Here is a 19,790-nt window from a genome sequence, read left to right as displayed (position 1 = left end):
TTAAATTTTTTCAGCGACACTTATCACTGCTTGGTTAGCATAAATTATCTTTGATAATAAAATTTTAAAACGGTTATTTTTTAATAAAGCTTCTTGATCAAACTGTTCCAAAAAAGAATACTTATTATGCTTTTCCGCTTTCTTTATAAGACTATTGTAGTAGAACATCTTTAAGGTTGGATATATCATTTTAAATATAATTGAAAAAGTTTTGCAGAAACCATCCTTAAAGATTGAATCGAAAACATGTTCTTTGTATATAACAGCAGGGTTAAACCCTTTTTTTATGTTAGAAATAATTATTTTGCCCCCAGGTTTTAATATTCTGTTAAACTCTTTAAAAATTTTATTCCGTTTTTCTTTTGGGATCGTATAGAGAACATTATTGGATATTATTTTATCAAAAAAATTGTCTGAAAATTGTAACGGTTCGGACAAATCAGCATGCATTGTTTTTATATTTGTTTCTTTTTGTCTACAAATAGCGAGCGCTTCTTTAGAAAAATCTAAAATAATGACATCTGCGCCCTTTCTGTATAATTCTATGCCAATGTTCCCCGTCCCTCCTCCCGCGTCGAGTATTTTGTCTTTGCTTCTTGGGTCAGTATATTTTATAAATTCTTCTTTTAATTTTATATAGGGGATACAAAGATTTAATATGTCGTATACTTTAAAATATTTCTCCCAAAATTCTGAATTGAATTCATTTTTTTTCATTTTATATCAAATTTTTCAGGCTTAATGTGTACGGTTTTATGTCTTGTTTAAAATAACCTTCCATTTCTTTTTTATTATAAATTTCCTCTTCAGTATCGGGGTAAATCTCCATCTCTTCAAAATTTATATTCATCTTTCTAAAAGAATCGCTTAGCCCTTTTGGCATAAAAAATATCCAATGGTCAAGGCTTTTTTTAAAACTTAAATCTAGCGCTTTTTTCATTAACCCAATCAGTATAGATCTTTTCCCTCCCCGAGAACCATTTTTTACGACAAGCTTTGAAATTTCCGCGCAATTTTCTGGAATTTTTTCTTTAATATTAAAATAATTTTCAACAGGAAAACCCGGGTTACAGCGAAAAATAATTCTAACGGCCCCCATGGCTTCTCCATTTTTAAATGCTCCAACGTTTATTGCTTTATTGTCGTATTCGTCTTGCCAGAATTCACAACCATTCTCAAATGACCGATAGCCTTTTTCTTCGTAAACTTCTTTTCGAAGTTTAAAAATTTTTTCCAGAAGAAATAAATCATCTGGAATTATTATTTTAATTCCCCTTAAAAAAAGTATTATATCGATAGGCAAAAACCTTAGATTGAAAAACAATTTTTTGAAGAAAATCATAAAAATAACCAACCTTATCTGGTTTTAAATGTACCGGTATTATACCAAAATATAGGTATAAATTAAAAATTCTTTGATGTTGACAACTTACCTGCCTCGTTATAGCGTTAAATCAGAAATTCGGGTTCTTCGAAAACCCAAAATCCGCACAGAAAGGAGGTGAAAAGAGGTGAAAACAACTCTGGCCTTAGATGTTCCGTTAGGATTCCTACTCGCTGAAAGTCCTTTCATTGTTGATGTAAAAGGAAGGAGGGTTAGCGAAAAGGGGCAGGACATCTTTTGTACTACCGCCTTCAGGGATTGTACCACCGTGGATCCACCCTCTGGTTGTGACGACGATTAGAGAAACCACATGAGCCTTTCAAGAGGCTCATGTGGAAACAATTTAACAGGAGGGTCAAATGATACTCTTAATAACTTTAAAATCTGATCTTCATACGGAATTGGTTGAATATCATCTCAAAAATGCCTCCGCGCCGTATTTTCGTTTCAATACAGATGCAATCTTTGATGATTATAAAATTACACTTGGTGTTAAAGGAAAAGAATTTTTCGGTTCAATAAGATCCGTTAACGAAGGTACGGTATTAGACACAAGAGAGGTAAAAGCAGTATGGTATCGTCGTACAAGAATAAACCCGCCACCGAGTTGTGCTGTTAATCGAGACCTTTTTATCTACAGCGCGGCGGAATATGCCGGATTTTTGAAAAATCTGTGGATTACATTAAACAATGCAAAATGGATGGATAAACCACGGATTGTTCATTTCTTGCAAGAACATCGACTGGCTCAGTACAAACTAGCGCTAGAAGTAGGTCTAAAAGTGCCCACAACGCACTATACTAATGATGGAGAGGTATTGATCCAAAACCTTGATTTTTCAAAGAAGGTCGCCCTAAAACCGATTTCTAGTAATACAATTGTCAGGCCAGAAGAAAATGGCGAAAAAACTGGGAAAATCATTCTCACCAATATTTTGGAAAAGGAAGATTTTTCGAAAGAACAATTCCTGCTTTCTGTTGGTAATACACCGGTACAATTCCAAGATTATATTGAAAAACAAACAGAGGTTCGAGTAACTGTTGTAGATTCTCAATTATTTCCTTGCGAGATTGATTCTCAAGCAGTAGAAAGAATGAAAGTAGATTATCGCCGATTTGATTTTTCTAAAGAAACACACCGACCTTGCAAGCTTGATTCTGATATCGAAGAAAAGATTCGTATATTTATGAATAAAAATAAATTGGTATTTGGTGCAATTGATCTCATCAAAGAGCCAAATGGTGATTTCACTTTTTTGGAAATAAACCCAGCTGGCCAGTGGCAATGGATAGAAGTGCTAACAGGGCTACCTATTTCTAAAGCAATAGCTGAGTGGCTCATTAGAAACTCTTAGTACAAGGCGGGTTATTACAGATAACCCGCCTTGATTTTTACTCATTATTATGCTCGCAAAAAAATATTATCAAAATCTTTTCAAGCCGTATTTCAGAGAAATAAACAACGGGAATTTTAAATCAGCGCAAAAAAGATTGGCTGAGATTATAAAATGTTTTCCTTCAAAAGGTTGGTATCACCAAGGCCTTTTAATCAGCTTGATGAACAAAAATAAAGGGTCTGATCATAATACATTAAAACAAAAAATTTTTTGTTTTAAAAAATCCCTAAAATACGACTCAAAAAATCCGGCGGCATGGCGTGCTTTGGGCAATGCCTTGTTTTCATTAAAGAAATACAAAGAATCCGAATCGGCGTATAAAAAAAGTCTCAAATATTCAAAGTCGGCGCTTTACAAAAACGACGCCATGAGGTTTTTAGCAGATACGGCCATCGCAAAAAAGCAATACAAAAAAGCAGAAAATTTATTAGACAAAATTTTAAAATCAAAACATAGACCTCCTTATTTCCAAATCGCTTACCATTATATAAAGCTCTACCAAAAAACAGGGCGACAAGATCTCGTTAATTTTTGGGCCCAAAAAGGGATTACATCTTTAAAAATTGTAGAAAAATCCGGTAAAAAAGCCTATGGTCCCCAAAATGCTTATCAAAAATTACAAAAGCTGTTTTTGGGTTATATAAAATAAATTATACATTCCACTCCATTTTTATCGGCAAATTCTTTTGTGCATTGCCCTACACAATGAAGCTATCAATTTGCCGACAACAGAAAAAAATAAATGTATAAACATTGTAAAACGACTGGGATTAAATTTTGGCGCAATAGACATGATAGTTACTCCAAATAATGAATATTATTTCTTGGAAATTAACGCAAATGGTCAATGGGCATGGATTGAAGCATTAACTAAACTACCCATAGCGTCAGAAATATCTCATCTCTTTGTTTATCATTCCAATAGTGGCATATATTGGCTATACAAACAAAAAATTTTATATCCTTTTTTTGAAAGCTCTGGCACTAAAAATAAACCAATGTTACCGGTTGATCCTGTAATCAATATAGATTTCATAAGTTGTATCAGTATTATACCAAAATATAGTTATAAATTAAAAATTTTTTGATGTTGACAACTTGCCTGTCCCGTTATAGCGTCAAGACAGAGCCTTTGGCTCGTTGAAAACCTAAAGAAAGGAGGTGAAAAAAGATGGGATTTTGGAACACGATGTTTCGTTCAGATTCTGGTAGTGGTTCAACGAAAGTGCGTCAAAGCCAAGAAGATAATTCGAAAATCCAAACTGATCGGGTTACTTCTACTGGTGGCGAGAAGCATGTTCATGAAAGTTTTAAACTTAATACTTCTACTGGTAGCTATCGCGAATATCATGGCGGCGAAAACGCCGCCGACCGGAGCTACAACAAAAAGTAGACTAAGCAATTTTTACGTTGAGGGCTGAAACGGACAAGGTTTCAGCCCTTATTATTTTGTTCTCTTTCGAGCGCAAGTCTTAAATCTTCTTTATAGCCGGAATAATCTTTTAAAATGTCATTTTTGCTAATAACTCCAAGCATAATCGCTCCTTCATTGTTTAAATAATCGTCTAATTCAGTAAAAAATATTTCAAAGAATACCAAGGGGTTTTCTTTGTCTCTTATTAATTTCCCGTATTTTTTAAAAATTATGTCATTAAAAAACACGCGAGCCTCATCTTTCTTGTCAGAGTTAATAAACTCCATTACTTTTTTGATATCATCATTAAAATTTTCAACTAAATTTTTACTCATATGTTTTTGATGGTTTTATTATACCCAATCTACCCCAAAACCCTAAGATTTTTCGCTTGTTGCTAACTTCCCTAGGCCAATTTATCGATACCCTTTTGCTTGCAATTTGAAAAGACGTGCGTAAGTACCGTTTAATTTAAGCAGTTCCTTATGTGTTCCGTATTCTTTAATTCCGCCTTTTTCAATGACGGCGATTTTGTTCGCTTTTCTAACGGTAGAAAATCTATGAGAGATTAAAATTACGGTTCTATCTTTTGGCAACGCTTCCAATTTATCAAAAATTTTAGCCTCAGACTCGGCATCAATGGAAGAAGTAGGTTCGTCTAAAATTAATATCTGCGGATCGCGATAAAAAGTTCTTGCCAAAGCAAGTTTCTGCCATTGCCCTACTGACGGTTCAACGCCTTCAGTAAAATTCTTGCCAAGCGTCTGATCATATCCTTTTTCCCAATCTTCTATAAAGATATCCGCCTCGCTTGCTTTTGCTGATTCTTTAATTTTTTCAATCTTCGCTTTTTCCGTTGTTCTTCCGACGGCAATTGCTTCCTTAACCAAAATGCGATAATTTGCGTAGTCTTGGAAAATTACACCAATTTGGCTGTACCAACTTTCAAGGTCAATATTTTTCAAATCATGACCATTTATTAAAACCTTACCATTAACGGGATCGTAAAAACGACACAATAATTTTACGAGAGTTGTTTTTCCGGCGCCATTTGCCCCAATTAAAGCCAACTTCTCGCCGGCCTCGATCTTTAGCGAAATGTTTTTTAGGATTTTTTTATCGGTTTCGGGGTAAGCGAACGAAACATTTTCAAAAATAATTTTCGGAGTTTGCTTTGTATCTAATATAATACCTTTTTGTGGTTTAACTATCACTTCCTTTGTGTCCAGAAGTTTAAAAACGTCCGATACAAAAAGTCCGTCTTGGTATTGCCGTCCCATATTGCTAAAAAAACCAGATAAAGATCTCCTTAACCCGGCTATTGACGCTACTATAAAAACAAAAGTTCCTACTTGTAAACTTCCATCTAAAACTTTGAAAATAAAATAAATTGAAGCGAATATTAAAACAGATTGCGAAAAAAACAAAGAAAGAAAACTTGCTTTTAAATATTCTTTTTCTTCGTCTTTTTGTTCCTTTTGAAATATTTTAAACAAATTTATTACAGAAGAAAGAAAATATTTTATGTTTTGCAAAAGCTTCAATTCAACCACTTTACTAAATACAGAGAAGTGGCTTCTAAATTCCCAATACTTTCTTCTTACTTCCGCTTTTCCTGCGTGTATGCCCCATATTTCTTTTCCGTATTTTACTTCAACGATCATTTCCGGTAGGGTTCCTAAAAATAACATTAAAAACAGGAACCAATTGGAAAAAATAATTACCGATGAAGCAAAAATGATTTCCAAAATATTTTGTAAAATCCAAAACCATCTATCAATAAAATTTCTCATACCCCATAAACCTTTTTCTTGAACCCTGTTGAGTAAATCGCTTATTTCTTTATTTTCCCGAGAAATAATGTCCAATTCCCCATATTTTTTAAGAAGGGTGGTCTCAACTTTTTCATCAAGATAAAAATAGAAAAGTTTAGTAGTATAGGTTTCAAACGCATCGCCGAAACGTGGCAAAATTATAATAAAACTCCATGCGACAACAAGCCAGAAAAAATATGCCGTTGAAGAATGTGTGCCTGTTATTTTTATAAGTTCATTTATCAAAAGCCCCTGAGAGCCATTTTGCAAAAAAGGTATAGTTGCCATTAAAAAAAGCAAGGAAAGTCTGAAGATTATCAACCCCTTTTTATCTTTAAAAATTAATTTCAAAAGACGTATGCCGTTCTTTGCCATATCTTTAAAAACAGGAAATGATAATTTTTCTTTTTCCATGTTTATGGCAAAGATTTGTAAAGCTTGACGATAATATCCCTCATATACTCTGCGCCTTGTTCGGGCGTGGCTATATTTTTGGGAAAGATAAAAACCTCGCCGAATTTGACAATATAATCTCTTTTGGAGTGTTTTTCTCCACGCTTAAAGACAACAGGGAGAATTTTTGCGTTTGCCGCCAGAGCTAGTCCTGGCGCACCCCGTTTGAATTTTCCGATATCATCGCCTTTAATAATCTGGCCTTCCGGGTGTAAAAAAACAACCCCTCCTTCTTCAATAATTCGCTTTGGAATTTTAAGCGCTTCTTCGAGCCCCCTGCCTTTTACGGCGGGAAAAACGCTAAATACCCAATACACTATCTTGATGGCGCCGAGCTTTCTCAAAAATTCGAGGACCGGATCGTAGAAAAAATCAACCGCCCCCATTATTCTTATGGGATAAAGATTTGATGAAAAAGACAACGAAGCGCCCAGCGCGAAAGAATCTATAAAATATTTATGATTGCCGATAATCAAAAGCGGACCCGAAAGATTTTTTAAATGTTCTTGTCCCGATACCTTTAATTTAAAGAACAAATAAAAAAAAGGTTTAACTAAAATTAAACACAGAATTTTTTGGAGCCATTTTTGAAACATAAAATGTGTCCGCCCACCAGGACTCGGCTACAATTTTTTGCTCGCCATCGCTCGCAAAAATTTCAGCCCCGGCTCGCGGCCTCGCCTGTTGGCTCGGCATCGCTTCGCCTTTCGAGTCCTGACTAAAGCAAATAAATTTGCTTTCTTTGTTCTTCTTTCACTTCGTTCAATCCGCCCACCAGGACTCGAACCTGGGACCTTCTCCTTAAAAGGGAGCAGCTCTACCAACTGAGCTATGGGCGGTTTTGCGATTTATCGCTCCTACGCTTTCTAAATATAATAAATAAAGCGACAATTGGCAAGATTAGCCACCAAAAAAACGCTTCGTCCGAGGCAAAAAGATTTTCCGTTATCGAGGAAAATTCCACGAATCCTTTTGCCGGAAATATCTGAAAAATAGCGCTCATCAGAAGTCCAGTCTCAAGAAAGCTCAAAACGAAAGCATGCCACCATTTGTCTACTTTTTCGACTCCCGAAAAAACCGTTTTACTGAAAATAATTCCAAATACCGCCACAAGAAAGGAGAAAAAACCTGTTCTTAAAAGAAAAAGATTGATAATTTTCCCTTTATCCGGGAGGAAATCAATGTATAAAAAATTAGAATATATCAGAATCGCGGCATAGATGGCAAAAAGAATGGCGAAAAGCTTTCTTTTTCCCGCGGAAAGACCGTAAAAAAATCCGACCGCGAGGAAAAAGGAAATAGCTAAAATATCCCAAGTCGGATGTGAAAGTATCCTTGACGCAGTTTCCACGCCTACGATATTAAATATCATGCCGGTTTATTTTATATTCCTTCTTCTTTGAGTTCCTCAATCAATTTCTTGCTTTTCCTCGAAAGATTTTTGGGCATTTTTATTATGATTTTTACGAGGAGATCTCCCCTGCCGCCGTTTTTATGCGGTACCCCTTTGCCCTTCAATCGTAAAACGTCGCCGTAATTCACCCCTTCCGGAATTTTTACTTTTACCTGGTCTTCAAGCGTGCTTATTTTTCTTTCGCCGCCAAGCAACGCTTCGGAAAGAGGGATGTTCAGATGCATAATCAGATTATCCCCTTCTCTTCTAAAAATTTGATGCGGTCTTACATGTATTTTAACATATAAATCTCCGGAAACGCCCGTGGGAACGGCTTCGCCGCTTGCCGGCATTTTTATCATTTCTCCGTCGTAAATTCCCGAAGGAATTTTTATTGAAATTTCATCTGATTTTTTCAAAACGCCCTCCCCCCTGCAAACTTTACATTTTTTTGAAGCGATTTTACCGGAGCCTCGGCATTCGGAACAAGTTTTCTGCGAGGTAAAAGTCCCGAAAATAGATTTTTTTGTTTCGCGTATTTTTCCGGTTCCGGAACAAATATCGCATGTTTTAAAAGTAGCATCCGGCGCGCTTCCCTTGCCTTTGCATTCATCGCATACGGCTGTTCTAGAAAGAAGCACTTTTCTTAAAACCCCGAAAACCGATTCTTCGAATGTTATTTCAAGGTCTATGGAGATATCTCTGCCCCGCCGCTTTCTCGCCCCGCTTTCTGAACCGCCGTAGGAAAAACCGAACAAGTCGGAAAATATATCAGAAAAATCGGAAAGACCGGAAAAATCAAAACCGTTGAAATCAAATCCTTGCGGACCGCCGCCGGCTCCGTTTCCGGAAAAAACTCTGCCATAACGGTCGTATTCGGACCTTCTTTTTTCATCCCCCAAGATGTAATATGCTTCGTTTAATTCTTTAAATTTTTGTTCGTTTCCTCCATCTTTGTCAGGGTGGTATTTATGCGCTAATTTACGGTAGGCTTTTTTAATTTCATCTTTGGGAGCGTTTTTGGAAACGCCCAATATGTCGTAGTAATCTTTATTCATAATTATGATTTTTTGTCGTCAGCCGGCCCGAAATCCGCGTCATGGATATTGCCAGAATCGTTGTCTTTGTCATTTTTTTCTTGATTATCTTTTCCATCCTGCGTTTCATGAGATCCCGGTTGTTTGTATAGTTCCGCTCCTATTTTTTGAATTTCAGAAGACAATTCCGATGTCTTATTTTTTATTTCCTGAATGTTATCTCCTTCTTTCGCTTTTTTAAGCGCTTCTATTTTATCTCCCACGGATTTTTTAATTGATTCTGAAATTTTATCTCCTGCCTCTTTTAAAGATTTCTCGGAAGCGTAGACCAATGCGTCAGCCGTGTTCTTGGCTTCGATAATTTCTTTTTTCTTTCTGTCGTCTTCGGCATGAGCCTGCGCTTCTTGCCGCATTTTTTCCACCTGTTCTTTGCTCAAATCGGAAGACGCTTCAATCCTTATTGTCTGTTCTTTTGCGGTCGCTTTGTCTTTCGCTTTTACGCTTAAAATACCGTTGGCATCAATATCAAAAGTGACTTCCACCTGGGGCATGCCCCTGGGAGACGGCGGAATGCCGTCTAAAATAAATCTTCCTAGCGTCCTGTTATCATTGGACATTTCCCTTTCTCCCTGCAAAACATGTATTTCAACTGAACTCTGATTGTCTTGAGCGGTGGAAAAAACCTGTGAACGCGAAACCGGTATGGTTGTGTTTCTGTCTATTATCTTAGTCATTACGCCGCCGAGCGTCTCAATGCCAAGAGAAAGAGGCGTAACGTCAAGAAGAAGCACATCGCGCACATCTCCTTGAAGTATTCCCGCCTGCAAAGCCGCTCCAAGCGCCACGACTTCGTCCGGATTGATTGATTTATTCGGCTCTTTGCCGAAAAGATTTTTTACCGCGTTTTGTATGGCGGGCATTCGGGTTTGTCCGCCTACCAGAACCACTTCGTCTATGTCCGAAACGGAAAAACCTGCCGCGGCAATGGCTTTCTTTGTTATTTCAATAGAGCCGTCAATATACTTGCCGACAATTTCCTCAAGCTTCGCGCGCGATAATTTAAGGAGAAGATGCTGCGGGCCGCTTTCATTTGACGTTATGAAAGGTATGTTTATTTCCGATTCAATTGTTGTTGAAAGCTCGTGTTTGGCTTTTTCCGCCGCTTCCTTAAGCCGCTGGAGTGCCAATTGATCTTTGGAAATATCTATTCCGCTTGTTTTTTTAAATTCCGATATTATCCAATCTATTATTTTTTGGTCAAAATCATCGCCGCCAAGATGCGTATCGCCATCCGTGGATTTTACTTCCACAACGTCGTCTCCGACTTCAAGAACGGAAACGTCGAAAGTTCCTCCTCCAAAATCATAAACTACTATTTGTTCGTTTTTTCTTTTGTTGAATCCGTACGCCAGCGCCGCCGCCGTAGGTTCATTCAAAATCCTGCGCACTTTAAACCCGGCTATTTCTCCGGCGTCTTTTGTGGCCTTTCTTTGGCTGTCGTTAAAATACGCGGGGACCGTGATGATGGCTTCTTCTATTTTTTCTCCGATCTTTGCCTCCGCGTCTTTTTTGAGTTTTTGAAGAATCATGGCCGAAATTTCCGCCGGACCATGCCATTTTTCTCCCATTTTGACTTCAGCCCCGCCCTCGCCAGATTCGCGCAATTCATAAGGCAAGAGGTTTCTGTCTTCTTGTATTTCTTTATCCGTAAATTTGCGGCCGACAAGCCGTTTCGCGGAAAAAATCGTATTTTTAGGATTGGTTATCGCCTGCCTTTTTGCCAAAAGGCCGACTACGCGTTCGCCGGATTTAGTCATGGCAACAACAGAAGGCGTAGTTCTTCCTCCTTCGTCATTTTCTATGATTCTCGGCTCCCCTCCGTCCACAACGGCCATCGCCGAGTTGGTTGTTCCTAAATCTATCCCTAATATTTTCGCCATATTTTTTTATAACTTATTTTATATGAAAAATTTTATCTTCTAAATTTTCGCATTTCAAGTGTTCCGGCGCCTCCGCTATTTTTATTTTGCCAATTTTACTTTTGCCGGCCTCAAAATTTTCCCGTTTAAAATATATCCTTTTTGAATTTCTTCCGCTACTGCCCCGCTTTCCTTATCCGATTCGATTTCTCCGACGGATTCATGAAATTCCGGATTAAATGTTTCTCCAAGAGATTTAATTTCTTTAAGGCCGTATTTTTTTAAAACATTTTCTATTTGTAGTTTTATCAGACGTATCCCATCGCCGTGTTTGTTTTGTTCTTTTGCGGGGAAACACGAAAAAGCCAGCTCCAAACTGTCTAAAACAGGTATAATGTCGTAAATTATGAGCGAATTAGCGAATTTTACGAATTCTTCACGTCTTTTTTCCTCGTCTTTTCTGGCATTTATGAAGTCAGCTTTTGATCTTTGCCACCCCAACAGATATTCTTCTTTTTCTTTCTCGCACTTTTTCAGTTCCTCTTTGAGTTTTTTTAATTTATCTTTGGGAAATTCGTCTTCTTTTTCTACGCTGATTTCGTCATTTATGATTTCATCAGGCATATTTTTAAAAAGTTTATCTCTTTGACCACTGTGGAGCTTTTCTGGCCTTTTTTAAGCCGAATTTTCGGCGTTCTTTCGCCCTGCTGTCTCTCCTCAAAAATCCTTCATCTTTTAAAAGCTGCCTCAGCTCTTTGTCATATTTAAGAAGAGCTCTGCTTACGCCAAGCCGCATGGCATCTGACTGCGCGTTTATTCCGCCGCCGGAAATTTTTACGCTTACAAAAAATTCGTCTTTTGTCTTCGTTTTTTTAAGCGGCGATATCGCGTTTTCCTGATGTTCAAAAATCGGAAAATAAATTCCCAATTCTTTATCGTTAACCAAAACCCCGCTTTTCTTTTTTGCCTTGCCGAAAAGACGCACGCGCGCAACGGCAGTTTTTCTTCTGCCTACGGCTTCAAAATAAATTTCGTCGTTTTTCGCGGGTTTCGCGGGTGTTGTTGTTTTTGTCATGATTATTTAAAAATCAGATTTTTAAGCGCCACTTTCCTTAATCTGTTTTTGGGCAACATTCTTTCCACGGTTTTTCTAAAAACATTCTCCGGATTTTTGGCGAATAGGTCTTTAAGGCGCAGAATTTTCAAATTGCCGGGATAACCGGAATATCTTTGATATGTTATATCTTGAAATTTTTTGCCCGTGAAATTGATTTTTGCCAGATTTAAAATTTTTACTTTTGTGTCGGGAACGCGATTCGGTTCAAAAGACGCCGAAGTTTTTCCCCTTAACGTGGATGCGACAAGAGACGCCACTCTTCCAAATGACTTATTTTCGGCATCTATCTCCACTATTTTTGGTTTTTTGTTTTTAATTTCTGACATAGAATTATATTAATTAAACCAGCTCTATAACAGCCATTTTTCCGGCATCTCCGCGCCGCGCCCCCAACTTCGTTATTCTGGTATATCCGCCGTTTCTATCGGCGTATTTTTTAGCGACATCTTCAAACATTTTCTTAGTCATGGACTGGGTAAGATACGTGGCTATAATTCTTCTGTTCGCCACGGTGTCTTTTTTCGCCCTTGAAATAATTTTTTCAAATTTCGGCCTCATCTCTTTCGCTTTGGCTTCCGTCGTCTTTATTTTTCCGTCGCGCGTCAAATTATTGAAAAGCGATTTCATGAGCGCTTTTCTTTGTTTGCTGACTCTCCCTAATTTTCTGCCCTTTTTTTGCTTGCGCATATTATTTTAATATCAAGCCTAAATTACCCAAGGCTCTTCTTATTTCATTTATGCCTTTTTCTCCAAGACCTTCTATTTCCTTCAAATCATCGGCTTTTTTTCTGGCAAGCCCTCCAGCCGTCCTGATGCTCGCTTTCGACAAAGAATTCAGCGTCCGGTTTGAAAGCCCTAAATCTTCTATTCTTGTCTTTAAGAAATCTGCCTGAGAATCGTCTTCGGAAGACAATTCTTCTCCCTCAAAAGAATCTTCGCCGGTTTTTTCCTGATTGTCTTTTTTCGATTTTTTCAATTCGGCTCCCGGCTGTTTTGATTTGACCTCTTCCATCATTTTGTTCGTATCCTCTTCGGAAAAACCGACAATAGCGCTGAGCTGTTTCAAGAGAATTTTTATTGAGTTTTCAAGAGCGAACCGCGGGGTTATGCTTCCGTCGGTTTCTATTATGAACCTTAAACGGTTATAGTCCGTCCTGTCGCCAACACGCATGTTTTCCACTTCATAATTTACTCTTCTTACCGGAGTAAAAACCGCGTCAAGAATAATCATGCCTGTTTCGATTTTATCTTTCTTCAAAACTTCCCTAGGGACATAGCCCAAGCCTTTTTCAACATCCACTTCAAGGGAAAGATGGGAATTTTTATCCGTCAAAGTCGCTATCACCCTGTCTTTGTTAAGAACTTCCAATCCCGCCGGCGTTTCAAAATCCCCGGCAGTAACAACTTTCTGACCTTTTATATTTAATGTCGCTTTAAGCGGCGCTCCTGAATCCATATTAAAACGAACCTGTTTCAGATTAAGCAACAAAACGATCACGTCTTCTTTTATGCCAGAGATTGTCGAAAATTCGTGGCTTACTCCTTCTATTTTAACCGTAGTTATGGCGGCTCCGGGAATAGACGAAAGAATGATTCTTCTTAAAGAATTTCCGAGAGTGTGTCCATATCCGGCATAAAGTCCGTCTATTTCATAAATTCCCTTTTTCCCTTCTTCCAAAATTATCTTGGGACTTAAGGGCAACGCAATTTCAAAATCTTGCATATTTATTTAAAAATTACCAATAAAATTATTATTACCTCGAATAAAATTCTATTATTGAGTTCATATTGGCTCCGGTTTCGGCGTCAATTCCCGATATCGGCTTTGCCATTTCGGATTCTTTTTTATCTTTATCCACTTTGAGCCATGCGGGAGGATTGTATTTTTTCAACCAGACATCCAAATCTTTGAATATCGCTTTGCCGGCGCTCTGCGGCCTTAAAGAAATTTTATCTCCCTTTTTTATCTGGAAAGACGGTATTGTGATTTTTCTGCCATTTACGCAAATATGTCCGTGTCCGACAATCTGCCGCGCGATGCTTCTTGATTTTGCGAAACCCGCCCTAAAAACGACGTTATCCAAACGGGATTCCAGCGTTGACGCGAGACGATCGGAAATGCCCGACCCTCCTCTGCTTATCGCTTCTTTCACGTAGTTTGCGAACTGCCTCTCTCTTAATCCGTAGAAAAATTTCAATTTCTGCTTTTCACGAAGCTGTATTCCGTATTCCGAAAGAGATTTCGGCCTTTTTGTCTTTTTGCCTGGAGCATACGGTTTTTTTATCATCGGACATTTCGCGCCAAAACATTTCTCTTCTTTTGAAAAGAGTTTTTGTCCTGTTCTTCTGCAAGTTTTGCATTTTGTATCAGCCATATTTTTATACCCTTCTCGGTTTTTTCGGCGAAGGGCCGTTATGCGGAATCGGGGTGGTGTCTTTTATGGAATTTATCTCGATTCCTTGATTGCCAATGGTTCTTAACGCCGATTCTCTGCCCGGTCCGACTCCTTTTATTTCTATGTTGACTTCTTTAACGCCTATCATTTTTGCCTTATCGGAAATAAGTTCAGCCACCTTGGAAGCCGCGAAAGGGGTTGATTTTTTCGCCCCTTTGAACCCAAGACCTCCGGCCGAAGCCCATATGAGGACATTGCCCTGCGTATCCGTAAAAGTTATGCGGGTATTATTGTATGTCGCTTCAATGTAAACAGAACCCGCCTCGATTTTTTTCTTCGGTATTTTGCTATAAGCCCTCGCTCTCATTTCAGCGCTGGCGCCCCCTCCTTTTTCTTTTATAATGCGTTTTTTTCCCATTTTTTATTTATAGTGAATTTTCCCGCCCATCGGCAGACAAGTCGAATTATTTCTTTTCAAGTTTTCTTCTCCCACTTGTCATCGTCTTTCTTCCGCGATAAGGTCTCACTGTTCTGGAATTAGTTTTCGTGTTTTGTCCGCGAACAGGAAGGTTGCGGGCGTGTCTGGATCCCCGATAACATTTTATATCCTTAAGGCGTTTTATATTCGCGGAAATTTCTCTTCTTAATTCGGCTTCTATCTTTGTTTTTTCAGAAAGTTCTCTAATTTTATTCGACTCTTCGGCGGAAAGATCTTTCGCTTTTGCGGTTGGAAGAACGCCCGCTTCCTTCAAAATTTTCTGGGCGGAACTTTTGCCAATACCGAACAAATACGACAAAGCCACGTCAAGCCGTTTGTTATCTGGTATATTTGTTCCGGAAATACGCATAATTTTATAAATTTAACCTTGTCTTTGCTTGTGTTTCGGGTTTTTGCAGATGACAAAAATTCGACCTCTTCTTTTGATCGATTTACAGTCTTTACATATTTTTTTTACTGAAGACCTTACTTTCATGCTCGTTAAAATCTCTTTACTATTCTTCCTCTTTCGCCATAAGGGCTCATTTCTAATTTTACTTTGTCTCCAACAAGAACTTTTATCCTGTACATCCTCATCTTGCCGGACAGATGAGCCAAAATTACTTCCTCGCTGTTATCCAGTTGAACTCGAAAAGTGGCGTTTGGCAACGCCTCAGTGACCGTTCCATCAACTGTTTTAATTGCTTCTTTTTGCATTATTAGCACCAAAGACAGCCATCACTGCCTTTGATTGGCTCATCGATCGGGTATTAAACCGATAAAACAAATGTCTTATAAAAAAGATACTAGCAAAAAAACGATGATTCTGTCAAATAGGTAAAGCCGGTAACACAGCCTCTATTGTTCGGAAAACCGTAATTCTATCTTTGACGGATTGTCTGGGAAAAAATGCCACCAAGACGGCTTGAAAACAATGGACGCTTTCTTTATCGCCGGAGTTTGACCAAAAACATCGCTCATGTTTTTGGGAGAAGCCGTAAGGGCCTCTTTCAGTTTGCCCTCGTCAACAATCCATTCAAAATTGGCTTCACCCTTTATTTTAAATGTAATAGTCCCATTTTCAAAATCACCATCTATTTTTTCAAAATCAAGACTTCCCAAATTCGCGACTTTAACTTTTTCCCGGAATTCCTCGCCCAGATATTTTACAGCGAGAAAACGCGAAAAAGAATCCGCGGGCATTAAAAATGCCGAGATTGTCCCGATTTCGGATAAAACAAAAGTAGTTCCTCCATTTTCGGCCGGTTCCGAAGATTCTTTCTTGACGAAAGAGACATTGGAAGCGTTTTTGTAAAAAATATATCCTTCGGGAATCTGATGAACCGCTTTTTCCATAATCTCACTGGTTATTTCATTTTCCAGCTCTGCGGTAATGCGTTCATAATCTTCCTCCGCGATTACGGCTTTCTTGCCGATAAAACCTCCTTCAACAGGTGAAACGGACCTCGCATAAAATTTTTCGTAACGGGGACTGTCTTTGAAACCCGGAATCGTAAAATCGGAAAGACCTATGTTGTATTCTTCTCCAGGCTTGTCGGCGTAAATTATCGCTTCTATGGAACCTGGAATCAAATCTTCGTTTTTACCGGTGGCGCCGGGAACAACAACCGAAGAATGAATACGGAAAACCTTTCCCGCTGAAGTTTCAAAACGTGTATTTGCCACCAACAATTGAGAGGTTGAGCTGAATTCATTAAAAATCTTTATTTTTCCGGAAGCGTATTGGTTAACGTCTTCCGCTCCGGTAGCCCGGGCTGATTTGCTTTTTTCCAAAGAAAATTCCATCTTTTCCGCGGCAAAATCATAATTTTCCCCCGGACCGGCTTTTACTATTGTTTCCAGATTGATTTTTTCTGCCCGCAAAGTTATCAAAACAACGGCTCTTGAAAACGCATCAATCATTTTGGCGCCCAAAATAACCGCAAGAAAAAAAACGGCCAGACCAAAGGCTATCTTCCCTTTAGAAATTCTTTTCAAACAGCCGGGTCCGTTTTTGGCGCTATCTTTTTTTTCGCTCAGGACTTTTTCTGACGAGTCCGAACGCTGTTTTATTTTTTGAGTTTCCAGCCATGCTTTTTCAGAACTTTCCCTCTTTGATTCGCCGGGTTTTTTTATGATGATATCTTGTATGGTTTGTTTGATCATGTTTTTTTATTCTAACATTCAAAAAACAAATGTTGAAGCAAAAAGAGCTTCAAGTAAAAGAAAAATATCTTTATTGCCGGAAAACCCCTGAGGAAAATCAAAATGATACTTAAGAGATTCTGGAAGCAGATATTGCGTTTCAAAAGGCATGCCCAAATTTGTGAACCTGGCGAAATTTCTCTTAGAAAATTGTGCTGTTATCTCGGGAAAAGAAACTGCCTGACCGCAAAAATAAAGATTCTGCGGTAAAAGCCTGTCTTTGGACATTTCCTCAAAAAGACTTTCCATACTTTTACCCCATTCCTCAGCGGCAGATTCCAAAACAAGTTTTATCTTTTGTCCGTAATACTGGTCTAATTCTCCTCGCTGGTACTGTATTAAACGGTTGGAAGCGTCAGTCTCGTCCAAATTCAGAGCGCTGGCTATTCTTCTCGCGAAAAATTTTTCGCCTTTCGGAAAAGAACAAATTTCTTCTATTGAATGTTCGCGAAAAACAATCACGTCCGTAATATCTCCGGTGATATCCACAAACATCGCGCCTTTTTCCATATCAATAAGATTCTCCATCACTTTGAAAAAAGCGAATGCAAAACTATGAAGTTTAATCGAGTCCGGTTTTAGGTCGTTTAGGATTTCTTTTTTTATTTTATTTTCAAGTTCGCCGGGTATAATGCTTAAATATAAATGCAGCTCCGCGGCTTTGGCCGTTTTTCCAAAAATATCTTTTATATCATAACCGTTTAAAACCGCTTTCGTTGGCGTATGTTCAAGAAACTGAGCATTGCCGTCTTTGGTGTCAGCCCAGCTTTTTTCAAAAATACCCATCTCGTCTTTCGTCAGACTTTCAAGCAATTTTTCGTCTATTTTAAACGGTATTTCTCTTTTTACTTTTATTATTTTTGTCTGCCCTGCGTACCATGGCGATGAAAAAACGCATAAAGCCGCTTCCGGTTTGGGAAACGGCGATTTTTTCAGCTGTTCTGAGACCGCCTTGACTCCGTCTTTTAGATTTTGCCAAAGCCGCGTCCTTTTCTCGTCTTTTGAAAAATTCACGGGCAGGCGGACGCTGGTTAAAATTTCAACTCCGCAATCTTTTTTCACGCGGAATAACAGCCCGCCCACAGAAGCGCTTGCTATGTCAAAAACAGCGATAGGTGTGCCGTTGCCAGACATTTTTTATTAAGTATATTTTATCACAAATTGAGTTATTCCAAAATCGCTTTTATTCTCCTTACTCCGGCAGACACCGCTTCCTCTTTTATAATTTTAAATTTTCCCAACACGCAGGTGTTTTCCACGTGCGGTCCTCCGCATATTTCTTTGCTGAAATCGGAAATTGAATAAACGCTTACTTTTTCGCCGTATTTATGTTCAAAAACCCCAAGAGCTCCGCTGTTTTTCGCTTCATCCAAAGTCATTTCCTCGCGCAACACGGACAGGTTTTCAGCTATTTTTTCATTAACAAGTTTTTCAACTTGCGTTTTTTGTTCATCCGTTAATTTTTCAGACCAGGAAAAATCCAGACGCAGTCTTTCCGGTGTAATGTTTGAACCCTTTTGCGAAACGCTTTCGCCCAAAACTTTTCTTAAAGCCGCGAGCAAAAGGTGCGAAGCGGTATGATATTTTATTTCCTGTTCCGAATGACCGGCTAAGCCCGACTTAAACATTCCCGCGGACGCGGTGCGTGAAAGTTCCTGGTGCTTTTCAAATTCTTTTTGGAAACTCGCCTCATCAACCTCCTTAACCGATTCTTTTATAAGTTCTAACGGAAATCCATAAGTGGAAAATAATAAAAACGCTTGTTCTCCAGAGATTTTTTGCCCCATTTTCTGCAATTCTTTCATTCCTTTTTCCAAAGTTTTTTCAAAAGCTTCCTTTTCTTTTTTAAATTCTTCAAAAACATTATTTTTATTCTGTTCCAGCTCCGGATAAAAATTTCCGTAATTTTCTATCACAATGTCCGCGATATTTTCCATTTTATCGCCAAAACCTTTTGCCATCACCCGTCTTATCAAACGCCGCAAAATATAACCTCGTCCCAAATTTGATGGCGTAATTCCATCGGCAAGCAAAAATACCGCTCCCCGCAAATGGTCAGCGATAATTCTATTATTTGAAACCGCCTGCATTATCGGCTCAAACAAGTCATTTTCAAAAACATTATTTTTATTCTGTGATACCATCGCCAGCCGCTCCAGACCCATTCCTGTATCAACCCCGAGGGTTTCTAAACGCTCGTATTTTCCATCTTTGTTTTTGTAATATTCATTAAAAACGATGTTCCAAATTTCAATTCCGTTTACATAAATTTCCGTTGTCGGACCGCACGGGCCTTCATCTCCTGTCGGACCCCAAAAATTATCTTCTTTCCCAAATTTTTTAACTTCCAAACTGGAATCTACCTGTTTCCAAATTTCCTCCGATTTTTTGTCCGCTGTCAAATTTCCCTCGCCTCCAAAAACCGAAACATAATCAATTTCCAACTCCATCTCTTTCGTTATAAATTCATACGCTAATTCAATCGCTTCTTTTTTGGAGCAAGCGTTATTAAACGAAAAATTGCCAAGCATCTCAAAAAAAGTCAGGTGCCTCTCATCGCCGACTTCATCTATGTCAGAAGTTCTAAAACATTTCTGAACAGAACAAACCTTATCGCCATAAGGGGATTTTTCTCCAAGATAATAGGGCTTAAATTGCTGCATTCCGGCAGTAGTCAAAAGAACCGACGGATCGGTCGGGATAAGCGAAGACGATGGAATAATTTTGTGCCCGTTCTTTTCAAAAAATTCCAGAAATTTTTCCCGGATTTCTTCGGAATTCAT

25 protein-coding genes and 1 tRNA gene are annotated in these 19,790 nt (G+C 38.5%); 4 read left to right on the top strand and 22 right to left on the bottom strand.

Features of this window, described 5'->3' with window-relative positions; genetic code table 11:
- Both PHC85_00590 and PHC85_00585 read right to left on the bottom strand, forming a co-directional pair.
- The gene (locus PHC85_00590; protein MDD5032605.1) at nucleotides 1-717 is read right to left on the bottom strand and encodes a class I SAM-dependent methyltransferase; all 717 of its coding nucleotides are present in this window, start codon (nucleotides 715-717) and stop codon (nucleotides 1-3) included.
- 1 nt (nucleotide 718) lies between these two features.
- Nucleotides 719-1,342, bottom strand: coding sequence for a hypothetical protein (locus PHC85_00585; protein MDD5032604.1), 624 nt, complete (start codon nucleotides 1,340-1,342; stop codon nucleotides 719-721).
- Between the two features lie 401 nt (nucleotides 1,343-1,743).
- Between PHC85_00585 and PHC85_00580 the strand changes: the two genes are divergently transcribed.
- The 4 genes from PHC85_00580 (at nucleotide 1,744) to PHC85_00565 (ending at nucleotide 4,174) form a co-directional block, all read left to right on the top strand.
- A complete protein-coding gene (locus PHC85_00580) occupies nucleotides 1,744-2,739 on the top strand; it encodes a hypothetical protein (GenBank protein ID MDD5032603.1) in 996 nt (331 codons plus the stop codon).
- A gap of 49 nt (nucleotides 2,740-2,788) precedes the next feature.
- Nucleotides 2,789-3,430, top strand: coding sequence for a hypothetical protein (locus PHC85_00575; GenBank protein ID MDD5032602.1), 642 nt, complete (start codon nucleotides 2,789-2,791; stop codon nucleotides 3,428-3,430).
- A gap of 70 nt (nucleotides 3,431-3,500) precedes the next feature.
- Nucleotides 3,501-3,869 carry a hypothetical protein gene (locus tag PHC85_00570; protein ID MDD5032601.1) on the top strand — a complete coding sequence of 123 codons (369 nt, stop codon included), beginning with the start codon at nucleotides 3,501-3,503 and terminating at the stop codon, nucleotides 3,867-3,869.
- 83 nt (nucleotides 3,870-3,952) lie between these two features.
- Nucleotides 3,953-4,174 carry a hypothetical protein gene (locus PHC85_00565; GenBank protein MDD5032600.1) on the top strand — a complete coding sequence of 74 codons (222 nt, stop codon included), beginning with the start codon at nucleotides 3,953-3,955 and terminating at the stop codon, nucleotides 4,172-4,174.
- A gap of 41 nt (nucleotides 4,175-4,215) precedes the next feature.
- On the opposite strand, the gene PHC85_00560 is transcribed toward PHC85_00565, so the two are convergent.
- The 20 genes from PHC85_00560 to PHC85_00465 all read right to left on the bottom strand — a co-directional run bounded on the left by PHC85_00560 (nucleotide 4,216) and on the right by PHC85_00465 (nucleotide 19,790).
- Nucleotides 4,216-4,530 (bottom strand): hypothetical protein, encoded by a 315-nt coding sequence (locus PHC85_00560; protein ID MDD5032599.1) that lies wholly within the window; start codon nucleotides 4,528-4,530, stop codon nucleotides 4,216-4,218.
- 81 nt (nucleotides 4,531-4,611) lie between these two features.
- Entirely contained in the window at nucleotides 4,612-6,423 is a 1,812-nt protein-coding gene (locus tag PHC85_00555) for an ABC transporter ATP-binding protein (protein ID MDD5032598.1), read from the bottom strand.
- Between the two features lie 2 nt (nucleotides 6,424-6,425).
- Nucleotides 6,426-6,998 carry a lysophospholipid acyltransferase family protein gene (locus PHC85_00550; protein MDD5032597.1) on the bottom strand — a complete coding sequence of 191 codons (573 nt, stop codon included), beginning with the start codon at nucleotides 6,996-6,998 and terminating at the stop codon, nucleotides 6,426-6,428.
- Nucleotides 6,999-7,228: 230 nt separating this feature from the next.
- A tRNA-Lys gene (locus tag PHC85_00545) sits at nucleotides 7,229-7,301 on the bottom strand.
- Entirely contained in the window at nucleotides 7,292-7,834 is a 543-nt protein-coding gene (locus PHC85_00540; GenBank protein MDD5032596.1) for a hypothetical protein, read from the bottom strand. Before PHC85_00540 ends, PHC85_00545 begins: the two co-directional genes overlap by 10 nt.
- 11 nt (nucleotides 7,835-7,845) lie before the next feature.
- Nucleotides 7,846-8,913, bottom strand: a complete 1,068-nt coding sequence (gene dnaJ, locus PHC85_00535; protein ID MDD5032595.1) for a molecular chaperone DnaJ — start codon at nucleotides 8,911-8,913, stop codon at nucleotides 7,846-7,848.
- Nucleotides 8,914-8,915: 2 nt separating this feature from the next.
- Nucleotides 8,916-10,832 (bottom strand): molecular chaperone DnaK, encoded by a 1,917-nt coding sequence (dnaK, locus tag PHC85_00530; protein ID MDD5032594.1) that lies wholly within the window; start codon nucleotides 10,830-10,832, stop codon nucleotides 8,916-8,918.
- Nucleotides 10,833-10,913: 81 nt separating this feature from the next.
- Nucleotides 10,914-11,435, bottom strand: coding sequence for a nucleotide exchange factor GrpE (locus tag PHC85_00525; GenBank protein ID MDD5032593.1), 522 nt, complete (start codon nucleotides 11,433-11,435; stop codon nucleotides 10,914-10,916).
- A gap of 13 nt (nucleotides 11,436-11,448) precedes the next feature.
- A complete protein-coding gene (rpsI, locus tag PHC85_00520) occupies nucleotides 11,449-11,886 on the bottom strand; it encodes a 30S ribosomal protein S9 (GenBank protein MDD5032592.1) in 438 nt (145 codons plus the stop codon).
- Between the two features lie 2 nt (nucleotides 11,887-11,888).
- Complete coding sequence (gene rplM, locus PHC85_00515; protein ID MDD5032591.1) at nucleotides 11,889-12,254, bottom strand: 50S ribosomal protein L13; 366 nt, start codon at nucleotides 12,252-12,254, stop codon at nucleotides 11,889-11,891.
- Between the two features lie 13 nt (nucleotides 12,255-12,267).
- Nucleotides 12,268-12,615: a 50S ribosomal protein L17 gene (rplQ, locus tag PHC85_00510; protein MDD5032590.1), complete on the bottom strand. Its 348-nt coding sequence runs from the start codon at nucleotides 12,613-12,615 to the stop codon at nucleotides 12,268-12,270.
- A gap of 1 nt (nucleotide 12,616) precedes the next feature.
- On the bottom strand, nucleotides 12,617-13,651 hold the full coding sequence (locus PHC85_00505; GenBank protein ID MDD5032589.1) for a DNA-directed RNA polymerase subunit alpha: 1,035 nt from the start codon (nucleotides 13,649-13,651) through the stop codon (nucleotides 12,617-12,619).
- A 31-nt stretch (nucleotides 13,652-13,682) separates the two neighbouring features.
- Complete coding sequence (gene rpsD / locus PHC85_00500) at nucleotides 13,683-14,303, bottom strand: 30S ribosomal protein S4 (protein ID MDD5032588.1); 621 nt, start codon at nucleotides 14,301-14,303, stop codon at nucleotides 13,683-13,685.
- A gap of 4 nt (nucleotides 14,304-14,307) precedes the next feature.
- Nucleotides 14,308-14,691 carry a 30S ribosomal protein S11 gene (rpsK, locus tag PHC85_00495; GenBank protein ID MDD5032587.1) on the bottom strand — a complete coding sequence of 128 codons (384 nt, stop codon included), beginning with the start codon at nucleotides 14,689-14,691 and terminating at the stop codon, nucleotides 14,308-14,310.
- A 97-nt stretch (nucleotides 14,692-14,788) separates the two neighbouring features.
- Nucleotides 14,789-15,175, bottom strand: coding sequence for a 30S ribosomal protein S13 (gene rpsM, locus PHC85_00490; GenBank protein ID MDD5032586.1), 387 nt, complete (start codon nucleotides 15,173-15,175; stop codon nucleotides 14,789-14,791).
- A gap of 9 nt (nucleotides 15,176-15,184) precedes the next feature.
- Nucleotides 15,185-15,298: a 50S ribosomal protein L36 gene (rpmJ, locus tag PHC85_00485; protein ID MDD5032585.1), complete on the bottom strand. Its 114-nt coding sequence runs from the start codon at nucleotides 15,296-15,298 to the stop codon at nucleotides 15,185-15,187.
- Between the two features lie 5 nt (nucleotides 15,299-15,303).
- Nucleotides 15,304-15,519 (bottom strand): translation initiation factor IF-1, encoded by a 216-nt coding sequence (infA, locus tag PHC85_00480; GenBank protein ID MDD5032584.1) that lies wholly within the window; start codon nucleotides 15,517-15,519, stop codon nucleotides 15,304-15,306.
- A gap of 141 nt (nucleotides 15,520-15,660) precedes the next feature.
- The gene (locus tag PHC85_00475; protein MDD5032583.1) at nucleotides 15,661-16,968 is read right to left on the bottom strand and encodes a hypothetical protein; all 1,308 of its coding nucleotides are present in this window, start codon (nucleotides 16,966-16,968) and stop codon (nucleotides 15,661-15,663) included.
- An 18-nt stretch (nucleotides 16,969-16,986) separates the two neighbouring features.
- A complete protein-coding gene (locus PHC85_00470) occupies nucleotides 16,987-18,141 on the bottom strand; it encodes a hypothetical protein (protein MDD5032582.1) in 1,155 nt (384 codons plus the stop codon).
- Nucleotides 18,142-18,173: 32 nt separating this feature from the next.
- Nucleotides 18,174-19,790, bottom strand: a complete 1,617-nt coding sequence (locus PHC85_00465) for an alanine--tRNA ligase (GenBank protein MDD5032581.1) — start codon at nucleotides 19,788-19,790, stop codon at nucleotides 18,174-18,176.

This window comes from Candidatus Paceibacterota bacterium (assembly GCA_028711505.1).
GTDB lineage: Bacteria > Patescibacteriota > Minisyncoccia > JAHISW01 > Tagabacteraceae > JAQTSC01.
Note: the sequence above shows the minus strand (reverse complement) of the source record. Positions and strands in the feature narration are given on the sequence as shown.